16 protein-coding genes and 1 pseudogene are annotated in these 19,578 nt (G+C 57.7%); 6 read left to right on the plus strand and 11 right to left on the minus strand.

Features of this window, described 5'->3' with window-relative positions; genetic code table 11:
• Position 1 precedes the first annotated feature (1 nt).
• Both BM267_RS06505 and BM267_RS06510 read left to right on the plus strand, forming a co-directional pair.
• Positions 2-622: a trimeric intracellular cation channel family protein gene (locus BM267_RS06505; protein WP_036992001.1), complete on the plus strand. Its 621-nt coding sequence runs from the start codon at positions 2-4 to the stop codon at positions 620-622.
• 147 nt (positions 623-769) lie between these two features.
• Positions 770-2,230 carry a catalase gene (locus BM267_RS06510; RefSeq protein ID WP_218144718.1) on the plus strand — a complete coding sequence of 487 codons (1,461 nt, stop codon included), beginning with the start codon at positions 770-772 and terminating at the stop codon, positions 2,228-2,230.
• A gap of 51 nt (positions 2,231-2,281) precedes the next feature.
• Here BM267_RS06510 and BM267_RS06515 read toward each other — a convergent pair whose 3' ends face one another.
• Complete coding sequence (locus BM267_RS06515) at positions 2,282-2,968, minus strand: LrgB family protein (RefSeq protein WP_036991328.1); 687 nt, start codon at positions 2,966-2,968, stop codon at positions 2,282-2,284.
• Entirely contained in the window at positions 2,965-3,318 is a 354-nt protein-coding gene (locus BM267_RS06520; protein ID WP_036991330.1) for a CidA/LrgA family protein, read from the minus strand. Before BM267_RS06520 ends, BM267_RS06515 begins: the two co-directional genes overlap by 4 nt.
• Positions 3,319-3,672: 354 nt before the next feature.
• Between BM267_RS06520 and ccoG the strand changes: the two genes are divergently transcribed.
• Positions 3,673-5,079, plus strand: coding sequence for a cytochrome c oxidase accessory protein CcoG (ccoG, locus tag BM267_RS06525; RefSeq protein ID WP_074779220.1), 1,407 nt, complete (start codon positions 3,673-3,675; stop codon positions 5,077-5,079).
• 17 nt (positions 5,080-5,096) lie between these two features.
• Positions 5,097-6,506, plus strand: a complete 1,410-nt coding sequence (gene mapR, locus BM267_RS06530; protein ID WP_074779218.1) for a GntR family transcriptional regulator MpaR — start codon at positions 5,097-5,099, stop codon at positions 6,504-6,506.
• A gap of 32 nt (positions 6,507-6,538) precedes the next feature.
• On the opposite strand, the gene BM267_RS06535 is transcribed toward mapR, so the two are convergent.
• Positions 6,539-7,777 carry a DUF2254 domain-containing protein gene (locus tag BM267_RS06535; protein ID WP_074779216.1) on the minus strand — a complete coding sequence of 413 codons (1,239 nt, stop codon included), beginning with the start codon at positions 7,775-7,777 and terminating at the stop codon, positions 6,539-6,541.
• 112 nt (positions 7,778-7,889) lie between these two features.
• Positions 7,890-8,303, minus strand: a complete 414-nt coding sequence (locus BM267_RS06540; protein WP_074779214.1) for a GFA family protein — start codon at positions 8,301-8,303, stop codon at positions 7,890-7,892.
• Positions 8,304-8,377: 74 nt separating this feature from the next.
• Between BM267_RS06540 and BM267_RS06545 the strand changes: the two genes are divergently transcribed.
• Positions 8,378-9,619, plus strand: a complete 1,242-nt coding sequence (locus BM267_RS06545; protein WP_074779212.1) for a serine hydrolase domain-containing protein — start codon at positions 8,378-8,380, stop codon at positions 9,617-9,619.
• A gap of 98 nt (positions 9,620-9,717) precedes the next feature.
• On the opposite strand, the pseudogene BM267_RS16970 reads toward BM267_RS06545, so the two are convergent.
• The 7 genes and pseudogenes from BM267_RS16970 to thiI form a co-directional block, all read right to left on the minus strand.
• A pseudogene (locus BM267_RS16970) lies at positions 9,718-9,855 on the minus strand (nuclear transport factor 2 family protein); the annotation flags it as partial.
• A 628-nt stretch (positions 9,856-10,483) separates the two neighbouring features.
• Positions 10,484-10,837: a hypothetical protein gene (locus BM267_RS06555; RefSeq protein ID WP_074779209.1), complete on the minus strand. Its 354-nt coding sequence runs from the start codon at positions 10,835-10,837 to the stop codon at positions 10,484-10,486.
• A 2-nt stretch (positions 10,838-10,839) separates the two neighbouring features.
• Entirely contained in the window at positions 10,840-11,244 is a 405-nt protein-coding gene (locus BM267_RS06560) for a hypothetical protein (protein ID WP_074779207.1), read from the minus strand.
• Positions 11,245-11,254: 10 nt separating this feature from the next.
• On the minus strand, positions 11,255-12,631 hold the full coding sequence (locus BM267_RS06565; RefSeq protein ID WP_074779205.1) for a hypothetical protein: 1,377 nt from the start codon (positions 12,629-12,631) through the stop codon (positions 11,255-11,257).
• A gap of 522 nt (positions 12,632-13,153) precedes the next feature.
• Positions 13,154-13,576: a hypothetical protein gene (locus tag BM267_RS06575; protein ID WP_143063041.1), complete on the minus strand. Its 423-nt coding sequence runs from the start codon at positions 13,574-13,576 to the stop codon at positions 13,154-13,156.
• 673 nt (positions 13,577-14,249) lie between these two features.
• Entirely contained in the window at positions 14,250-16,061 is a 1,812-nt protein-coding gene (gene typA, locus BM267_RS06580) for a translational GTPase TypA (protein WP_036991344.1), read from the minus strand.
• A 121-nt stretch (positions 16,062-16,182) separates the two neighbouring features.
• Complete coding sequence (thiI, locus tag BM267_RS06585; RefSeq protein ID WP_074779199.1) at positions 16,183-17,637, minus strand: tRNA uracil 4-sulfurtransferase ThiI; 1,455 nt, start codon at positions 17,635-17,637, stop codon at positions 16,183-16,185.
• A 323-nt stretch (positions 17,638-17,960) separates the two neighbouring features.
• Between thiI and glnA the strand changes: the two genes are divergently transcribed.
• The gene (glnA, locus tag BM267_RS06590) at positions 17,961-19,364 is read left to right on the plus strand and encodes a glutamate--ammonia ligase (protein WP_036991347.1); all 1,404 of its coding nucleotides are present in this window, start codon (positions 17,961-17,963) and stop codon (positions 19,362-19,364) included.
• Positions 19,365-19,578: the final 214 nt, after the last annotated feature.

The following is a 19,578-nucleotide window of genomic DNA, read 5'->3' on the forward strand; positions in this document are numbered from 1 at the left end:
TGTGCTTCTCTACATCTATCTGATCGCCATCACTGCCGAAGCCATGTCCGGCGCCCTGGCTGCCGGCCGCCGCAACATGGACATGTTCGGCGTCGCCTTCATAGCCTTTATCACTGCCCTGGGCGGCGGCACGGTCCGCGACATGCTGCTGGGCAACTATCCGGTCACCTGGACCCAGCATCCGGAGTACATCTACCTGACCATCTCCGCTGGCCTGCTGACCGTGCTGATCGCCCGTTTCATGCACCGGCTGCACAGCCTGTTCCTGATCCTTGATGCCATGGGGCTGATCGCCTTCACCGTGATCGGCTGCAACGTCGCCCTGCGGCTCGATTACCCCACCCCGGTCGTGATCATGGCCGGCATCACCACCGGTATTTTCGGCGGCATTCTGCGCGACCTGCTGTGCAATCGCACACCCATGGTGCTGCGCAAGGAGCTGTATGCCAGCGTTTCACTGGCGGTGGCGATTCTCTATCTGGTGCTGCGTCACTGGGGCATCAATCATGATGTGAACCTGCTGGCCTCCTTCAGCTTCGGCCTGGCAGTGCGGCTGGCGGCAATTCGCTGGTCGCTGGCACTGCCGGTGTTTTCCTACGCGCCGGGGCGCTGGAACGACTGATTCTCGAGCCGGCAACTGGCAAGGCTGCCTATTCCCCCGTATGGTCTACATTAAGAGCTGAAGCCATGCGAGAGAGCTTCGCCAGATGCCTGATAAGGAGGACGCCCCGTGAGTGATTCAAACAGCAAAACGCCAACCGGCTCGACCATGAGTACCGGCGCACCGGCACCCAGCGATCGCAATTCTCTGACCATTGGCGCCAATGGCCCGATCATGCTCCATGATGTGCACTTTCTGGAGCAGATGGCCCATTTCAACCGTGAGAAAGTGCCTGAGCGCCAACCCCATGCCAAGGGCGCCGGCGCCTTCGGTGTGTTCGAAACCACCGAAGATGTGTCCGCCTACACCAAGGCGGCGCTGTTCCAGAAAGGTAGCCAGACCGAGATGCTGGCGCGCTTCTCCACCGTTGCCGGTGAGATGGGCAGCCCGGATACCTGGCGCGACGTGCGCGGCTTTTCGTTGAAGTTCTATACCGACGAAGGCAACTACGACCTGGTCGGTAACAACACGCCGATCTTCTTCGTGCGTGACCCGATGAAATTCCCCCATTTCATCCGCAGCCAGAAACGCCTGCCCGACTCCGGCCTGCGCGACAACCACATGCAGTGGGACTTCTGGACCAACAACCCCGAATCGGCGCATCAGGTAACCTACCTGATGGGGCCGCGCGGCCTGCCGCGCACCTGGCGCCACATGAACGGCTACGGCTCCCACACCTTCATGTGGGTCAATGCCGCCGGTGAGCGCTTCTGGGTCAAATACCACTTCCATACCGAGCAGGGCATGGAGTTCTTCAATAACGCCGAAGCTGCCGATATGGCGGGGATCGATGCGGACTATCACCGCCGCGATCTGTTCGAGGCCATCGCCCGCGGCGAGTACCCCAGCTGGATCATGTCAGTGCAGGTCATGCCCTATGCCGACGCCGCCACCTACCGCTTCAACCCCTTCGATCTGACCAAGATCTGGTCGCACAAGGATTACCCGCTGATCAAGGTCGGCAAGATGACCCTGACCCGCAACCCGGTGAATTTCTTTGCCGAGATCGAGCAGGCGGCCTTCTCGCCTGGCAATACGGTCCCGGGTATCGGCCTGTCTCCGGACAAGATGCTGTTGGGCCGCGCCTTCGCCTACAACGACGCGCAGCGCAACCGCATCGGCACCAACTTCCATCAGTTGCCAGTGAACCGCCCCAAGGTGCCGGTCAACACCTACATGTTCGATGGTCAGATGACCTATGAGCACAGCGGCAACGCACCGGTGTACGCACCCAACAGCAGCGATCGCAGCTGGGCGGACAGTACCGGCAAGATGGAGGATGGCTGGGAAGCGGACGGCGATATGGTGCGCAGCGCCTACGAACTACACTCCGAGGATGATGACTTCGGCCAGCCGGGCACGCTGGTGCGTGAAGTGTTCAACGATGAGGAACGCACCAAACTGGTCGACCAGGTAGCCGGCAGCCTGCTCGGCGGTGTGCGCAGCCCGGTGCTGGAGCGCGCCTTCGAGTACTGGCGCAACATCGATGCGGAGGTAGGACGGCGTATCGAAGAGAAGGTGCGGGCTCACTCGGCACCCGAGCCGGTGCCAGGCATGGGCGAATCCTGATCTGAAGTCCTGATAATGCGGGACCTGCGCAATGCAGGCCCCGTATTTCATTCAGCCCACGAACCAGGGCAGCAGCAACGCCGTCGCCAACCCAAGCAGACTCATCCCCAACGCCGCAAAGGCAGCACATTCGCCACCTTCGCGCAGCGCATGCGCCGTGCCGATGGCATGGGCATTCATGCCCAGGGTCAGCCCCCGCGCGGCGGGCGAGTCAACCCGTGCCAGACGCAGCAACGGCGGCGCCATCACGGTGCCGATCACCCCGGTCAGCATCACCAGCGCTGCGGTCATCGCCGCATCACCCCCGGCCTGCTCGGATAACAGCATGGCGATCGGCATGGTCACCGACTTGGGCGCCAGCGACATCAGCGTGACGAAGGGCGCGCCCAACAACCAGCCAAGCAGCAGGGTCAGCACCACAATCAGCACACCACCGACCAGCAGGGTGATCAGGATCGGCCACAGCAACATGCGGATGCGCTGGCGCTGCTGGTACAGCGGCACCGCCAGCGCCACGGTCGCCGGGCCGAGCAACAGGGCGATCGGCTCCGCGGCTTCGCGGTAGATGAGGTAATCGATATCCAGCAGCAGGAGCATCGCGATCACCAGCATCAGCGTCACGATTACCGGCTGCAGCAGCAGCGAACCAGTGCGTCGCTGCACCCAGAGCGCCACCTGATAGGCCGCTATGGTCAACATCGGCGCAAACACCGGGATGGTTACCAGCAGAGCAATCATTGGCGGCTCTCCTGACGGCGGATCAGCCACTGCAACAGCCAGCCACAGAACGGCACGGCTACCAGCAGCGAACCGACCAGCGCCAGCGCGATGGGCAACCAGTCCGCCAGCAGACGGTCATGACTGAGCATGATGCCCGACGCCGGCACCACCAGCAGCAGCGGCAGATAGCCAAGCAGTGCTGACGCGGTCCGCTGCAGCGACTCCGGCACCTCGCCGAGGAAGGCCAGACCCAGCACCAGCAACACCATGCCGATAATCGGCCCCGGCAGCGCCGGCACCAGAAAATGACTGATCACCGCACCCGCCACCTGCAGCGCCATCAACCACAGCAGAGCACCCAGATTCATGCCCGCCCCCTTTCACGGGGACCAGACCCGCCCCGTACGCACTTGTTTTGCTGGAAATACATGCAGCGACAGCCCCATGGCAAATTGGATTCGACCGCGCACTATGCAACATCAATTAACAAATGAACAGGCTCAGTTGCCGTGCCGAAAACCGTATCAGCGCCCTGCCATGAACGTCTGATCGCGCCATTAATCCCCGCCTCGTCATAACAGAGCGGCCTGCGACAATGCGTCACCCCCTAACGACGCGGCTTTGCTGCTGATACGGTTTTTTATCGAAAACCTGAGCCTGTTTCATATCAGACCCAATCACGATCATGTCACCAGCCTGATTCATGACTGATGGGGTAGACCATGGGTGAACGTATTCCCGTCGAGATCATCGACGCCACCATTGCACGCAACACACCCGCCCAGCTCGGCGGACCGATTCATACACGCAGCTTCGAAGGACACTACCGGCGGCTACGCCTGCTCGGCGCCGGCCTGCTGTTCCTGCTGTTCTTCGGCACGGCCTGGCTGAACTGGCACCAGCGCCAGGCCGTGCTGTGGGATCTGGCCAGCCGCAAGTTCCATATCTTCGGCGCGACCTTCTGGCCCCAGGACCTGATCCTGCTGTCGGCGATCCTGATCATTGCCGCCTTCGGCCTGTTCTTCATCACGGTGGTCGCCGGACGCATCTGGTGCGGCTATACCTGCCCGCAGAGCGTATGGACCTGGGTCTTCATGTGGGCGGAGAAAGTCACCGAAGGCGATCGCCATCAGCGCGTGCGTCTCGATGCAGCGCCCTGGTCACTGAGCAAACTGCTGCGACGCGGCGCCAAGCACGCCATCTGGCTGGGCGTGAGCCTGGTCACGGCGCTCACCTTCGTCGGCTATTTCACGCCGATCCGCGAGCTGGCGGTGGATCTGCTCACCTTCGAGCTGGGCGCCCAGGCGGCGTTCTGGTTGTTCTTCTTCACTGCCGCCACCTATATCAACGCCGGCTGGCTGCGCGAGAAGGTCTGCCGCGACATGTGCCCCTACGGGCGGTTCCAGAGCGCGATGTTCGACCGAGACACCCTGGTCATCGCCTATGACACCGAACGGGGCGAGCAACGCGGACCGCGGCGCCGGGACAGCACGCCGGCCGAGCAGGGCCTGGGGGATTGCATCGACTGCACCCTGTGCGTGCAGGTCTGCCCGACCGGCATCGATATCCGTGATGGCCTGCAGTTCGAATGCATCGCCTGCGCCGCCTGCATCGATGCCTGCGACAGCGTCATGGACCGCATGGGTTATGCACGCGGCCTGATCAGCTACACCTCCGAACGTGCTCAGCAAGGCGGCACCACCCACTGGCTGCGACCACGGCTGCTTGGCTACGGCAGCATGCTGACGCTGATGATCGGGCTGTTCGTGGTGGCGTTGCTGGACCGGCCTATGATGTCGCTGGACGTTAGCCGCGACCGCGGCAATCTGTTTCGCGAGAACAGCGCCGGCCAGCTGGAGAACAGCTACAGTCTCAAGGTGATCAACAAGAGCCAACAACCCGGCCGCTATCAGATAACCCTCGATGCACCGCAGGGTCTGCAATTGGCGACCCCGACCAGCGTGCAGCTGGCGGCCGAAGATATCCACGATCTGCCGCTCAGTGTGGTCTGGACCGGCGAACAATCTCCCGCGGCACGCCAGCGCATCCGCTTCGTCCTCGCTGCAGAGGATGACAACAGCGCACCGGTTGTGGCCGAATCAACCTTTCTGGCACCGGCCAGCTACTGACTGCATGGAACCCTTCGATGAAACGCTACGAGCGCCTGGCCGATACCATTGCCGAATTGATTCGCACGGGCATTCTGGCGCCGGGCGAGCGGATTCCTTCGGTGCGCCAGGCCAGCCAGAGTTATGGCGTGAGCCCGTCCACGGTATTCCAGGCCTATTACCTGCTGGAGGACCGCGGGCTGATCCAGGCCCGCGCCCGCTCCGGCTATTTTGTCCGCAGCCTGGCCGGGCTGCCCCTGCCTGAGCCGCAGCTCACTCCGGCAGTACCGCCGACCACCGAGGTGGGCGTCAGCGAGCTGGTATTTTCGGTACTCGGCTCACTGAAGAACCCGCATACGGTTCCCTTCGGCTCGGCCTTTCCCAGTCCCGACCTGTTCCCGATGGCCCGTCTGGCCCGCTCCATGACCAGCAGCCTGCGCAACCTGTCGCCCCACGACATCATCGCCGACATGACCGCAGGCAATGCCGACCTGATGCGCCAGATCGCCCTGCGCTACATGGTCAGCGGGGTCAGGTTGCCAATAGAAGAACTGGTGGTCACCAACGGTGCACTGGAAGCCCTCAACCTTGGGCTGCAGAGCGTGACCCAGGCCGGCGACCTAGTGGCGATCGAGTCACCGACCTTCTATGCCTGCCTGCAAGTACTCGAACGGTTGCAATTGAAGGCCGTAGAGATTCCCGTGCACCCACGGGACGGCATCGATCTGGCGGTACTGCGCGAACGTATGGGCAGCCTGCCGATCAAGGCCTGCTGGTTCATGAGCAGCTTTCAGAATCCGCTCGGCGCCAGCCTGGATAACAGCCGCAAACAGCAGTTGTATAACCTGCTGCAGGAGCATCAGGTGCCGCTGATCGAAGACGATGTCTATGCCGAACTGCATTACGGCGAACGTCCGCCCATGCCAATCAAGGGGCTGGACAGCGAAGGCCTGGTGATTCACTGCGGGTCTTTCTCCAAGACCCTGGCACCCGGCTACCGGGTGGGCTGGGTAGCCGGCGGGCGTTTCACCGAGCGCATCGCCCGGCTCAAGCTGATGACCACCATCTCGCCCTCGGTACCGGCCCAGACCGCCATCGCCGACTACCTGCAGCATGGCGGCTACGATCGCCACCTGCGCAAATTGCGCCATGCCCTGCAACGCCAACAGGAGGCGATGCTCGCCTCCGCCGCCCGCCACTTCCCCAAGGGCACCCGCGTCACCCAGCCCGACGGTGGCTATTTCCTCTGGTTCGAGTTTCCCGAGCAGGTCGATTCGCTGCAGTTATTCAGATTAGCCCTGGCCCAGGGCATCAGCCTGGCACCCGGCCCGATCTTCTCCGCCAGCCAGAGCTTTCGCCACTGCGCACGGCTGAACCACGGCCACGCCTGGGGGCCGGACAGCGAGCGGGCGATGGAACTGCTGGGGCGGATGCTGCGGTCGTTCTGAGCTTCGCCTTCAACCTCAGCAAACCGAACTGGTCATTCCAGCGCTTCACGCAGCCGCTGTTGATCTGCCACACAGGTCAGCGCCACCTCACTGCGTTGCAACGCGATGGCCGACTGTCTGGCGGCCGCCTGGCGAAAGCTCGCACTGCCCCGCCGCTGCAACGCCGCCAGCGACTTCTGCAGCCGCAGCTGCACCTCAATCATCCCGGCGCCATCGCGGGCTATCAGCATGAACGCATCTTCAAGCAAATCGTCATCGCCCAGTGGCAACAGATGCAGGCGTGGATAGTCGACGGGCACATCGTCCCGCCCACCCGCCCATTGGGACAGCAGGCGCGTCAGACGACCAATCACATCGATGGCCGTGCCCGGGTCATTGACGGCCGGCGATAGCGCCCGCGAGGCAATTTCCGACATGACCGCCAACCCGAAGCGCGGGTCCTGATCAAAACTCCGGTTGGTGTCGATCACAAACTGATCTGCAATCTGCCCACTCACCTCCGATAGATCCTGCTGCGAATGGAGCCAGACCACCACCGTATCCTCGAACACGAACGCGCCCGGATTAAGTGGCAAGTAGGCTTCGCAGTCCGCTTCTTCGCATAGGCGGGACAACACCGGGATATCGATAAACTGGATATAGCCGATGGCGCTGGCGTACACCGGAATCGCGCCCGGCGGCACCGCGCCAACGTCGTGCCAGGGGTTGGCGCCCAGATAGGGCACCGCCAGGCGCTCGGTCAGCGCCGCGCCGGCAACCTGCTCGACCCGGTCGATGGTCGTGCCCACCCGGCCCAGCGAGATCAGGTGGTTGATCCAGCGCAACAACTGGATCACCACCAGCCCGATGACCACGATGGTGAACAGGAACAGCACCGCCCGCCCGCGCTCACCATAGGAGCCGGTCTTGAGCACAATGATGCCAACGATGCTGAACAGAAAGGCACCAATGAAGGTCGACAGCACGTTGTTGGTCAACTCGTCTTCCATCAACAACTTGGTCGCCCGCGGCGTGACGTTGGTGGTTGCCGCGCCAAAGGCCGCGGTCATCACCCCCAGCGAGAATGTCGTGACCGCCAGCATGCTCGAAGCGATGATATTGAGCAGACTATCCACCGCATCCGAGCTCAGGTTGAACGGCATCTCCCAAGGGAAGACCCGCTCCGCGACCAGCGCTAGCACCGCCGTGAGCATCCCCGCGATACCAAAGGCCACCGCCCGCCACCATAGCTGGCGTTTTACTCGCTCATAGAGCCAATGCCAGTAATTCACGCCTGCCTCCGCTCCCGTTTCGCTGACTAGAGCGTAGCACCGTCCCGGCAACGTGACAGCAGTGCGAGGCAGGGGGCGTTATGCCGTCCAGATCGCGCCTGCTCGCTCCCCATCATCTAGCCCGGCGCGGAGGTATCCCGGCCTCGTATTGAGGCACCTCATCATTAATCGACCACCAGTTGGTTTTTGAACCCACATAGATATGCGCACCAGGCGATGTAGCCAGCGGCTCGTTCAGCAAGCCGGCACGGATGCGCAGCACACCGGGCATACCATCCTTGGTGCTGTACAGCGGTGAGCCGCAATGACTGCAGAACACCCGATGCTTACCGGGGGATGACTCGAAGGACTTGAGCAGCTCCGCACCGCTGAGCAGGGTGAAGGCACTTTCCTGCACCGGAATGTTGGTCGCGAAGGGCGTACCTTGCGCTCGCCTGCACTGGGAGCAATGGCAGATCTGAATCGGCTCAAGCTCACCCGCAATCTGAAAGCGAACGTCGCCGCATTGGCAGTGGCCTGTGTACATGGAATTACCTCCCTTTTTCCCGCTGGGGCAGGATGCTATTGTGTGCCACATCTTAAACAACAAGAAATACTGCCATGCCGAAGCCCTGTTCCCGTAGTTTGTACCCCTCCTGGCTTGCCCTCGCCTGCCTGCTGTTCACCAGCGTCCTGCATGCTGAAACCGTAGCGCCGCCCATCGCAGCCGAACGCTTCCAGATGCTCGAAAAAGCCCTGCAGGCCGAAGTCGATCAGGGCCGTCTTGCCGGCATCGCCGTACTGGTGGAGCAGGACGGCAAGCTGCTGCACCGCAGCCAGCATGGATATCAGGATATCGCCGGCGAAGTACCGCTGGCCGAAGACACCCTGTACAAGGTCTTCTCGCTGACCAAGCCGGTCACCAGCGTCGCCATGTTGATGCTGCAGGAACAGGGAAAATTATCACTGGATGATCCCCTGGCCAAATACCTGCCGGAATTTGCCGACCTCAAGGTCGCCGTCGCCGACGGCCCGGACGGCATACCGCAAACCGCCGCCCCCACCCACGCACCGACCCTGCGCGAGCTGATGAACCAGACCGCCGGCTTCAGCTATGGCGTGTTCAGTCAGTCCCAGGTCGATACTCTGTATCTGAAGGCGGACCTGTTCAACACCGAGCAGACCCTGGGAGAAATGGTCGACAAACTGGCCAAGCTACCACTACTCAATCAGCCCGGTACCGCCTGGAACTACAGCCTCTCGGTGGATATCCAGGCACGGGTAGTCGAAGTCGTCAGCGGCCAGCCGTATGAGCAGTTCCTCGCCGAGAACATCTTCCAGCCCCTCGGCATGAAAGACACCGGCTATCACGTCAACGCCGAACAGGCACCCCAGCTGGCGGTATCCTACAAGCCCGGCGACAACGGTCTGGAGCCGCAGGACAACACCCAGTACCTGACCAAACCCAAGCTGACCCAGGGCGGCAGCGGCCTGATCTCCAGCATGGACGACTACCTGCGCTTCGCCCGCATGCTGCTCAACGGCGGCGAACTGGACGGCGTGCGACTCCTCTCAGCCGAATCAATAAACGAAATGGCCCGCGACCAGCTGCCGCCAGAAGTTGACGGTCCCAACTGGGCACCGGGCAACCGTTTCGGACTGAACGTGGCCATCGTCGAGGACAGTGCCAAGGCCGGACACCTGCCGGTCGGCACCTACTGGTGGTGGGGCATCCAAGGCCCCTGGATGTGGGTCGATCCGAGCAATAACCGGATCGTATTGGGGATGATGCAGAATACGGACTACCGCCACTCACGGGTGGTGCATGGTACGGTCAGTCGTATTCTGTTTGAGGAGCGTTAAGAGAACATTGCGCCAGCTACGTTCCCGGAACTCGACTCTCTCCGAGTCGGGAACGTGCGGGGCTGGAGAAAATGTACCTGATCCCTTTTCCGCTTTGGTTAGGCAATTGTACCAGCGTGCGCAGCCACGACTTGCCATTGTCCCCTTGGCGATTGAGCCCATACGCGTGTAAACCGGATGTCTCCTCCGGCAGGTTGGCCGGCATACGTACCAGCTACCTGTACGCGCACTGAAACGACGGCTACATTGCATCACGAATGAGATAGTAGAGAGGTGATGTATGAAGCTGCTCCAGCTCCGACAGGTCTTGCGGTTGCCTAAAACTTAACTCGATATGCAGCCGAGCGGCTGCATATCGAGCCGCCGCCACTGTCGCGCCTCATCATCAAGATGGTTTGCACCTGTACTGAGCGACTTGAAGCCCAACACTGAGCTCTTCACGTCCCAGCCCAACACCCAAGAGTCTCATCATAGTCATCACTTAACGCTAAGCTTTGGGGCGGCCGGAACGCAGTGTAGGCCGTGCCAGCCGCGATAGCGGCGACAAAGTGCCTTGTTATAGCCTCTAACTCACAGGCAGTTTGCGTATCATTATGGGGGTGATCGCTTGTGCGGTTTAACGGGTACTGTCTTTGGCCCAGGCTTCGGTGATGGTTTAGCTGGGGATGATGGAGTAGATCTCCGATGCGGCTTAACCGGCACTGTTTTTTTCGTCATTATAAGTTTCCTTCTTGTACTTTTTATAGGTTAACTCTACATCTACATCTACATCTACATCTACGTCACGACCGGAGCATAACGCCTGCGTAATAGGCGCGAGCTTGCGAGCGTCCTAATTGACGCGTTTGTTAGGCGAGCTCTCACTCATTTTATAAACCAGGTATGGCTTGACCCGTCCCAGCCATAGTGTTTTCCGTGAAAAGCGCTCATGGCTGCGACATATTGTGAAAGGATCAATGTGACATCACTTGCCTGAGGCACGTCATCCTCATCTAGTAGATCTAAAAATTCCATGGACTCTTCATCAGAAAGGACAATTCTCACTTTTTCTAGTAGGCGATTTACAATCTTAATTTTACTCTTGCTGACAGCGGAGTCAGGTTTCTTCTTAGACAGTTCTTTGAACTCTGAATACATAGCCTCAAGTAAAGGCGTCATGGTGTCGTGCGTTTGAGCCTTCTCGTTGGTTGTATAGAGTTTGCCTTTGCCTTTGCTCATTGTTAATCCTTAAGCTTCTTGGGTTTAACTGTACGTATCAATACCATACCATCATCATCCACCTTGTCGTTTTCGTTGCCCTCAACACGCCAATACCAAGCGCCATTTCTAATTACAACATTATCGGCTCTCTGCTTCTCAAAGCATTGCAAGTATTGAGAAAGTATAAAAACTACGTCGCTATTCTGCGGGACATCATCTTCATCAAAGTTGTCGAAATCATCGAAAGGCTTATACTTATCCGCAAGATAATCGTTGCTTTGAGATAATAGCTTGTTAACAAACTTTAACTTAAATTTGTTAACTGCATCATTTGGGCTCTTCTTTGAAAGAAGCGATATTTCCTCATAGATGCTAAGCAATTGTCCTGATAGCTTCTCAAACGTGTCGACGTTACTTCTATTCATTACGCTTCCTTTAAGATGGGCAAGAGCGCCTAAACTCAATGTATTTCTTCTTCAAGACTTCAATCGGAGCACGCTGCTTGCTTTCATATACATCAACCATTAACTTCAAATCATCGTCGGTAATTGCAATTATGCATTTTCTTTGTGATGACCACAAATCAATAGTATTTATGAACATTGCTTTAGGTAAAGGGTTTCTAGTTAAAAATATTCCAAACCTGCCAATGTTAGATTGAAGGTATCGATTAAGTTGATTTATATGATCGCGCTCTATTTGCTTTACATTTTTCATCTCTATAACAAGCTGTCTGTTTTCATACTCTGTAAAAATCTCATCAAGAAAATCAACATCTCTATTGTTATAAAATATCAAGTCCCGAATATGTCGTCCTGATTCGGTTCTACTTTGTGTCTGAGCAAAATCTAAATGAGGGTAGAATAATGTTGCCAAAAGGTCTGCGGCTAATTCCTCATATTTCATGTCAGCACCGACCTCCTTTCCCGTATTGAGCTTTAACAGTTCGCTCAATTTTCTCTTGGCCGACAAGACGGGAATTTGACTGAACAATGGATCATTCTGGCAGTCTTGTGAGGTTCTATCTTTGTATTTTACATACTCCTCAATAACTCCATAGTTCTCTCTATTGAAGTTTAAAATTTTTACTCTTTCTTCGGGTTCGTCTGGGTTAAATATCTCATCCCTGGGGCAATGGGATTTAAAGTAGTCTTCGAAGTTTATCCAAGGGCTGAATCTAAGCCAGCGTTTAGGAGTAAATATCAATGGCTCTCTAGTTTTAGGGTTCACAGGTAGGAACAATTTTTGATTTGGATCGAACGCATTTCTTTTGTAATTATATACAGAGTCAAGAATAACTCCTTCAGTAGGTATTCTGTTGGTTTCACACTGTTCAATTGTATAATCAATCAAGAAGGATTTTATGTAATTGCAAGAAATATCACTTACTCTATCTTTTGATATTCCCGAAATATAAAGCTGAATTAGTTCGAAATGAGTGAATCCAAATTGACTGTATTCTGGAATATCTCTGAATAGATTAAGAATTTCATTTGCTTGGTTAGTGCCTATTTTTAGGCCCTTTCGTGTTTTGGACACCCCAAGACCAACTTCAGAGCATTCTGAGAGATTGACAAGCGTTTCAATAGCTTCAGTTTCCCGCCCTTTTTTGATCAGGTAGTTCAGGTGGTTGAACGAGTTTGTAATCGCTGTATGTAGTGACTGATCCTGCATGGACGGCGACTTCCAAAGGAGAAATGGGTCGACATACAGAGGAATATCTTCGTCAAAAAACTGAATAGCAAAATCTAAGTCTGCCTGAGACTTATGTATGCCGTGGTGGTCGGTTAATCTTGGTCGGAATATTTCCATATGTTCTCAGTTTGTTCTTTCGCCTAACGTTTGAGTTAAGCCGTGCCGCAAAGCGGCATCGGCTTGAATGATTTGTTAGACCTTATGTCCAGTGCGTGTTGGTTATGAGGTCGTGAATAAAAGCCGCAGCCACAAAAACGACCGACAAGGCAATGCACCACAAGGCAACTCTGAACAGGGTCCTATGGGCCCTACGCGCAGATAACCAAGAATCAACGGACAAGAACACAGCGAGTGCAACAGCCGATCCTGCCACTGCAAGCAGAATAACAATAGAAATCGCCGCAATAGCGAAGAAGCTAAGCCCTGTTCTCGACGCCAAAGAGAGCGCCGGAACCAGGAGCGAGACGAGGACGACGCTAGTGAGGGTTGCAATGTCAGAAAGAATCGACAGCCTCCTAGAGGCGTCTCCATCTCGTAGTTGTTTTATGACGGTTCTCATGGTCCTCCAATGAGGTCTAACGTCTTGCTCACCGGAAAATGAGGAGCGCAGCGAGTAATTTTTCCGAGTGCAGCAAATTGTTAGAAGCATACTCTCAGTCCTGTTACAGCGAAGATGGAAGCCAGCAATCCTGCCAATGTAAACCCTGAACCGAGCTTTAAAAACAAGCGCTTTCGCTGCAAGACCGCATCCTTATGCTGTTTCACATCACTCGGAATCCTCGCATCAATCTTTGACTCTTTGGGATATACGCCAATCAGGGCTATGGTAAGTGCGATGAAAAATGAAACCAACAATACTATTCGGACACCTTCAGCAATGGTCGATTCATGCAGAAATGCCGCGCCGCCGCCCAGCAAAGCGACATTAACCGTTATTAGAAGCCGTAATACATCATTGGCAGTCGATATATTCGCTTTTACTGTTTCGTAACCCCACTGCCTATAAAACATTTCATCTTCAGTAGGCTGCCTTGCGATCCCTTTTAGTGGCTCTTCGCTCATTTTTTTACTGTCACTGTATTCGTTGCTTGGCAGTGTGGACAGTCGACCACATATGTCGGCGGTCTAGGCGTATTGTCGTCAAGAAAAAACATTCTGGCACCCTCTGTTTCAAATGATGCTGATTCTCCACATTTTGAACACTCGTACTGAACTTTAGCCATACCATCTCTCCTAGGGTAACTTGAGCTTCTAACAATGATTAGACCGCACGCGGCACTAATACATAACGGTGACTGCGGTATAACTCCGGGCCGACTATATAGCAGCACTTGTTATACCCAATAAAAATCAAGGGGTTATAAAGGCCCATCTGCTACAGCCCGTATTCGCTTGACCGCTACATTTCCTGCTTCCATTACTACCCCCGCATAAATAGAAGGCACGCTACCGCCCGCAGTTATGGACGACCAATGCCGGCGTGTTCCGTATCGTTTTTAGGATGCAGCCAGCCCGTGCTTGCTGGGCCGATGTGGCTGCGTTCCTGTCGTTTGGCTTTGAACATAGCCCAGATAATGGCGCAAGGCTACCGTAAGTGTGCACAGAGCACTGCGCCTTGCGGGCAGCAACGCAGCCCTAAGGGTTGGGACACGCGGCATGTGAGGAATGATTTGGGAGCATAAAAAAGCCCCCGAGGCGTTAACCGTCGGGGGCTTTTGAACTGCTGGCTAGCGGATCAGCTCTTGCTGGCGCGCTTGCGTTGGTTCTCGTCGAGGATCTTCTTGCGCAGACGGATCGACTTGGGTGTTACCTCGACCAGTTCGTCGTCATCGATGAACTCCAGCGCCTGCTCCAGGGTAAAGCGGATCGGCGGTACCAGGGCGATGACTTCATCCTTGCCGGAGGCGCGCATGTTGTCGAGCTTCTTGCCCTTGGTGGGGTTGATCACCAGGTCATTGTCGCGGCTGTGGATACCAGCCAGCTGGCCTTCGTAGATTTCCTGGCCGGGCTCGAGGAACAGCTTGCCGCGGCTCTGCAGGGTTTCCAGCGAGTAGGTCAGTGCCTTGCCGGTGGCCATGGAGACCAGTACGCCGTTCTGGCGGTGACCTACGTCGCCACCTTTGATCGGGCCGTAGTGGCTGAAGGTGGAGGCCAGGATACCGGTACCGGAAGTCATGGTCAGGAAGTTGTTACGGAAGCCGATCAGGCCGCGGGCCGGGATAACGTATTCCAGGCGGATGCGGCCCTTGCCGTCCGGAGCCATGTCGGTCAGATCGCCCTTGCGCAGGCCCATCTGTTCCATCAGCGCACCCTGGTGCTGCTCTTCGATGTCGATGATGACGTTCTCGTAGGGCTCCTGCTTCTCGCCGTCGATCTCGCGGATAACCACTTCCGGACGGCCGATGGCCAGCTCGAAGCCTTCGCGGCGCATGGTTTCGATCAGTACCGACAGGTGCAGTTCGCCACGACCGGAGACCTTGAACTTGTCCGCGGAGTCGCCTTCTTCAACGCGCAGGGCAACGTTGTGCAGCAGTTCCTTTTCCAGACGCTCCTTGATGTTGCGGCTGGTGACGAACTTGCCTTCCTTACCGGCGAACGGCGAGTCGTTGACCTGGAAGGTCATGGAAACGGTGGGCTCGTCCACGGTCAGGGCAGGCAAGGCTTCGACGTTGTTCATGTCGCACAGGGTGTCGGAGATGTACAACTCGTCCATACCGCTGACGCAGACGATGTCGCCGGCCTGGGCCTCTTCCACTTCCACACGCTGCAGACCGGAGTGACCCATGATCTTGAGGATACGGCCCTGACGCTTCTTGCCGTCGGCGCCGATGGCGATGACCGGGGTGTTGGTCTTGACCTTGCCGCGAGCGATACGGCCAACGCCGATCACGCCGAGGAAGCTGTTGTAGTCCAGCTGGGAGATCTGCATCTGGAACGGACCGTCCAGATCAACATTGGGAGCCGGCACGTGGTCAACGATGGCCTGGAACAGCGGGTCCATGTTGTCTTCCAGGTTCTCGTGATCGAGACCGGACAGGCCGTTCAGGGCGCTGGCGTAGACGATCGGGAAGTCCAGCTGCTCTTCGCTGGCGCCGAGGTTGTCGAACAGGTCGAAGATCTGGTCCACCACCCAATCCGGACGCGCGCCGGGACGGTCGATCTTGTTGACGACCACGATCGGGTTCAGGCCGGCCTGGAAGGCTTTCTGGGTCACGAAGCGGGTCTGCGGCATGGGGCCGTCGATGGAGTCAACCACCAGCAGTACGCAGTCAACCATGCTCATCACGCGCTCGACTTCACCACCGAAGTCGGCGTGGCCGGGGGTGTCGACGATGTTGATGTCGTAGTCTTTCCACTTCAGCGCGGTGTTCTTGGCCAGGATGGTGATACCACGTTCCTTTTCCTGGTCGTTGCTGTCCATGACGCGCTCGTTTTCGAGCTCCTTGCGATCCAAGGTACCGGACAGGCGCAACAGCTTGTCAACAAGCGTGGTCTTGCCGTGGTCAACGTGGGCAATAATGGCGATATTACGAAGATTCTCGATCACGGGGGTATCCTGGATTGCGAGGCGACAGGCGAGCCTGTCTGAAAAAAAGAGTCACGCATTATACAGACACTGAGATGACAGTGTCTGTTTTTTGTACGAAGTTGTCGGACCGCCGGTAGATTTAGCGCCGTGGCAGCCGCAATACGCGGACATTATCATGCCCGCGGTCCAGCAAATACTGGGCGTGCAGCTGGCTCATCACGCCTTTTTCACAATACAGCAGATAGGCCCGGCCCGGGTCCAGCTCGGCAAAGCGACTGTTCAATTGATAGAAGGGCACGGCCTGCACTTCCACTCCTTCGAGCACCAGCGGGTTGGCTTCCTGCTCATCCGGGTGACGCACATCCAGTACTACCTGGCCGGTCAGCGCCTGTTCAACCGTCTCCACTTCGGAGCCTTCCAGCTCCAGCTCCAGATCGCAGCAGTCGGTCGATGTCATCTGTTCGATGGCCTCATCCAGGATGCTGAAATTGAAACCGGCTTCGGCGGCGGTGACCTTGCGCATATTGGTGTGGATGTCCGGGCTGACCGAAATCACCCCGCAGTATTCCGGCATGCTCGCGGAGAACGCCTCGGTGCCGATGCGCCGGGCGGTGCGGATGATCTCGGTCTTGCTGGTGGTAATCAACGGGCGCAGCACCAGCGTGTCGCAGGCCTCGTCGATGGCGGCCAGGTTGGGCAGCGTCTGGCTGGATACCTGGGCGATGGCCTCACCGGTGACCAGCGCCTGGAAGCCGCGGCGCTGGGCGATACGGCTGGCGGCGCGCAGCATCATGCGCTTGAGCACCACGCCCATCTGGCTGTTGTCCACGTTCTGCAGGATTTCCGCGACCACGCCCTCGAATGGCACACTGATGAAGCGCAGGCGATGACTGGCCGCGTACTTCTCCCATAAATAGTGCGCGACCTGGCGCACGCCCAGTTCATGGGCACGGCCACCGAGGTTGAAGAACACGAAATGGGGCAGGATGCCGCGCTGCAGCATCTGGTAGCTGGCCACGGTGGAGTCGAAGCCGCCGGACATCAGGCTCAGCACCGGCTCCATGGTGCCCAGCGGGAAGCCGCCGATACCTTCATGCCGGGTCTGGATCAGGAATACCCGCTGCTGGCGGATTTCCAGCTGGATCTCTACGTCCGGGTCCTTCAGCGAAACACCCGCCGCCCCGCTCGCCTCCATCAGCCGCGAGCCCAGCAGCCGGTTCACGTCAGTGGACGAGAACGGGTGCTTGCCGATCCGCTTGCAACGTACCGCGAAAGTCTTGCCTCGCAACTGCCCGGCAAAGCACGCCACGCATAGCTCGGCCAGCTCATCCAGGCTACCCAACTCGTGCTCGTGCACTTCATGGATGTGGTTGATGCCGGGCGTATTCTGCAGCCGCTCGATTACCTGCGCCTGCAGCGCCGGATCGTCGCCGGTAATGATCTCCAGACTGTCCCAGTTACCAGCAATGCGCAGCTCGGGGTCGATCGGCTTGAGCAACACCTTGAGGTTCTTGCGCAGCTGGGAGACGAAGCGCTTGCGCACCTGCGGCGATTTGATGGTGATCTCGGCGAAGAATTTGATAATCAGTTTCATAGGAACAATTCTGGGTCGGCGCAGCGAAAAGGGGCGCATTATACCCGTGCTGCCCGGCATTCGCCCGGTTTACCGACCGACGCGCCAATATGGTGCATCGCAACTGTTCCCCGCACCGATCAAGTGCGCGATAATGCCCGGCAAGACCTGCACTGATCCCCAGATCACGCTGCAGCCGGGGTTTGCGCTGCCTGGCAATGCTGGCACAGCTTTTGCTGCCATTACCTGGACAAACGAACCGGGCGGGATAACTCAATTTCCGCATCACTACGTATGAAAGGGCCAGGCCGACACCTGGAACGAGATTCCTACTGGAGAACAGCATGTCGAAAGCGATCCAACTGATCAACGAATTTGATGTGAAGTGGGTTGATCTGCGCTTCACCGATACCAAGGGCAAACAGCAGCATGTCACCATGCCGGCCCGCGACGCCAACGAAGATTTCTTCGAGGATGGCAAGATGTTTGACGGCTCCTCGATCGCCGGCTGGAAAGGCATTGAAGCGTCCGACATGATTCTGATGCCCGACGACAGCACCGCGGTGCTGGACCCGTTCACCGAAGAGCCGACGCTGATCATCGTCTGCGACATCATCGAACCGGCTACCATGCAGCGTTATGAGCGCGACCCGCGCAGTATCGCCCGCCTGGCCGAGGAATACCTGAAGTCCACCGGCATCGGCGACACCGCCTTCTTCGGCCCTGAGCCGGAGTTCTTCATCTTTGACGAGGTGAAGTACAAGTCCGATATCTCCGGTTCCATGTTCAAGATCTATTCCGAGCAGGGCTCGTGGAACACCGACGCCTCCTTCGAGACCGGCAACAAAGGTCACCGCCCCGGCGTCAAGGGTGGCTACTTCCCGGTGCCGCCGTTGGATCATGACCATGAGATCCGTACCGCCATGTGCAACGCGCTGGAGGAGATGGGCCAGGTAGTGGAAGTTCACCACCACGAAGTGGCTACCGCTGGCCAGAACGAGATCGGCGTGCAGTTCAATACGCTGGTGGCCAAGGCCGATGAAGTGCAGAACCTGAAATACGTGGTGCACAATGTCGCCGATGCCTACGGCAAGACCGCTACCTTCATGCCCAAGCCGCTGTACGGTGACAACGGCTCCGGTATGCACGTGCACATCTCGATCAGCAAGGATGGCAAGAACACCTTCTCCGGCGAAGGCTATGCCGGTCTGTCCGAGACGGCGCTGTACTTCATTGGTGGCATCATCAAGCACGGCAAGGCCCTGAACGCCTTCACCAACCCGTCGACCAACTCCTACAAGCGTCTGGTCCCGGGTTTCGAAGCACCGGTCATGCTCGCCTATTCGGCCCGTAACCGCAGCGCCTCGATCCGCATCCCGCATGTATCCAGCCCCAAGGCCCGACGCATCGAAGCCCGCTTCCCGGATCCGGCTGCCAACCCCTACCTGGCCTTCGCCGCGCTGCTGATGGCTGGCCTGGATGGCATTCAGAACAAGATTCACCCCGGCGATGCTGCGGACAAGAACCTGTACGACCTGCCCCCGGAGGAAGCCAGCCAGATTCCGCAGGTGTGCGGTAGCCTGAAGGAAGCACTGGAGGCGCTGGACGCTGACCGCGAGTTCCTGACCAAGGGCAGCGTGTTCACCGACGAGTTCATCGATACCTTCCTGGAGCTGAAATCAGCCGAAGAGCTCAAGGTGCGTACCTTCGTTCACCCGCTGGAATACGAGCTGTACTACAGCGTCTGATCCGCTCTCGCAGTGACGAACCCCGGCTTGCCGGGGTTTTCTGCTTTCTGGCCCGGCGTTTTTGCTGCGCCAGACGCTCTGACCAGCCAGTCAGCAGCTGCCCGGCCATTCACGCCATCTGGTAGGACCAGTTTGACTGTGACCCTCGAAAAAGCATGACCAACTCGTCAACTCATGGCCCACAAGGGGTCTCCCGCCCGCCCTCTCCTGGGGA

The organism is Halopseudomonas bauzanensis (assembly GCF_900114735.1).
GTDB lineage: Bacteria > Pseudomonadota > Gammaproteobacteria > Pseudomonadales > Pseudomonadaceae > Halopseudomonas > Halopseudomonas bauzanensis.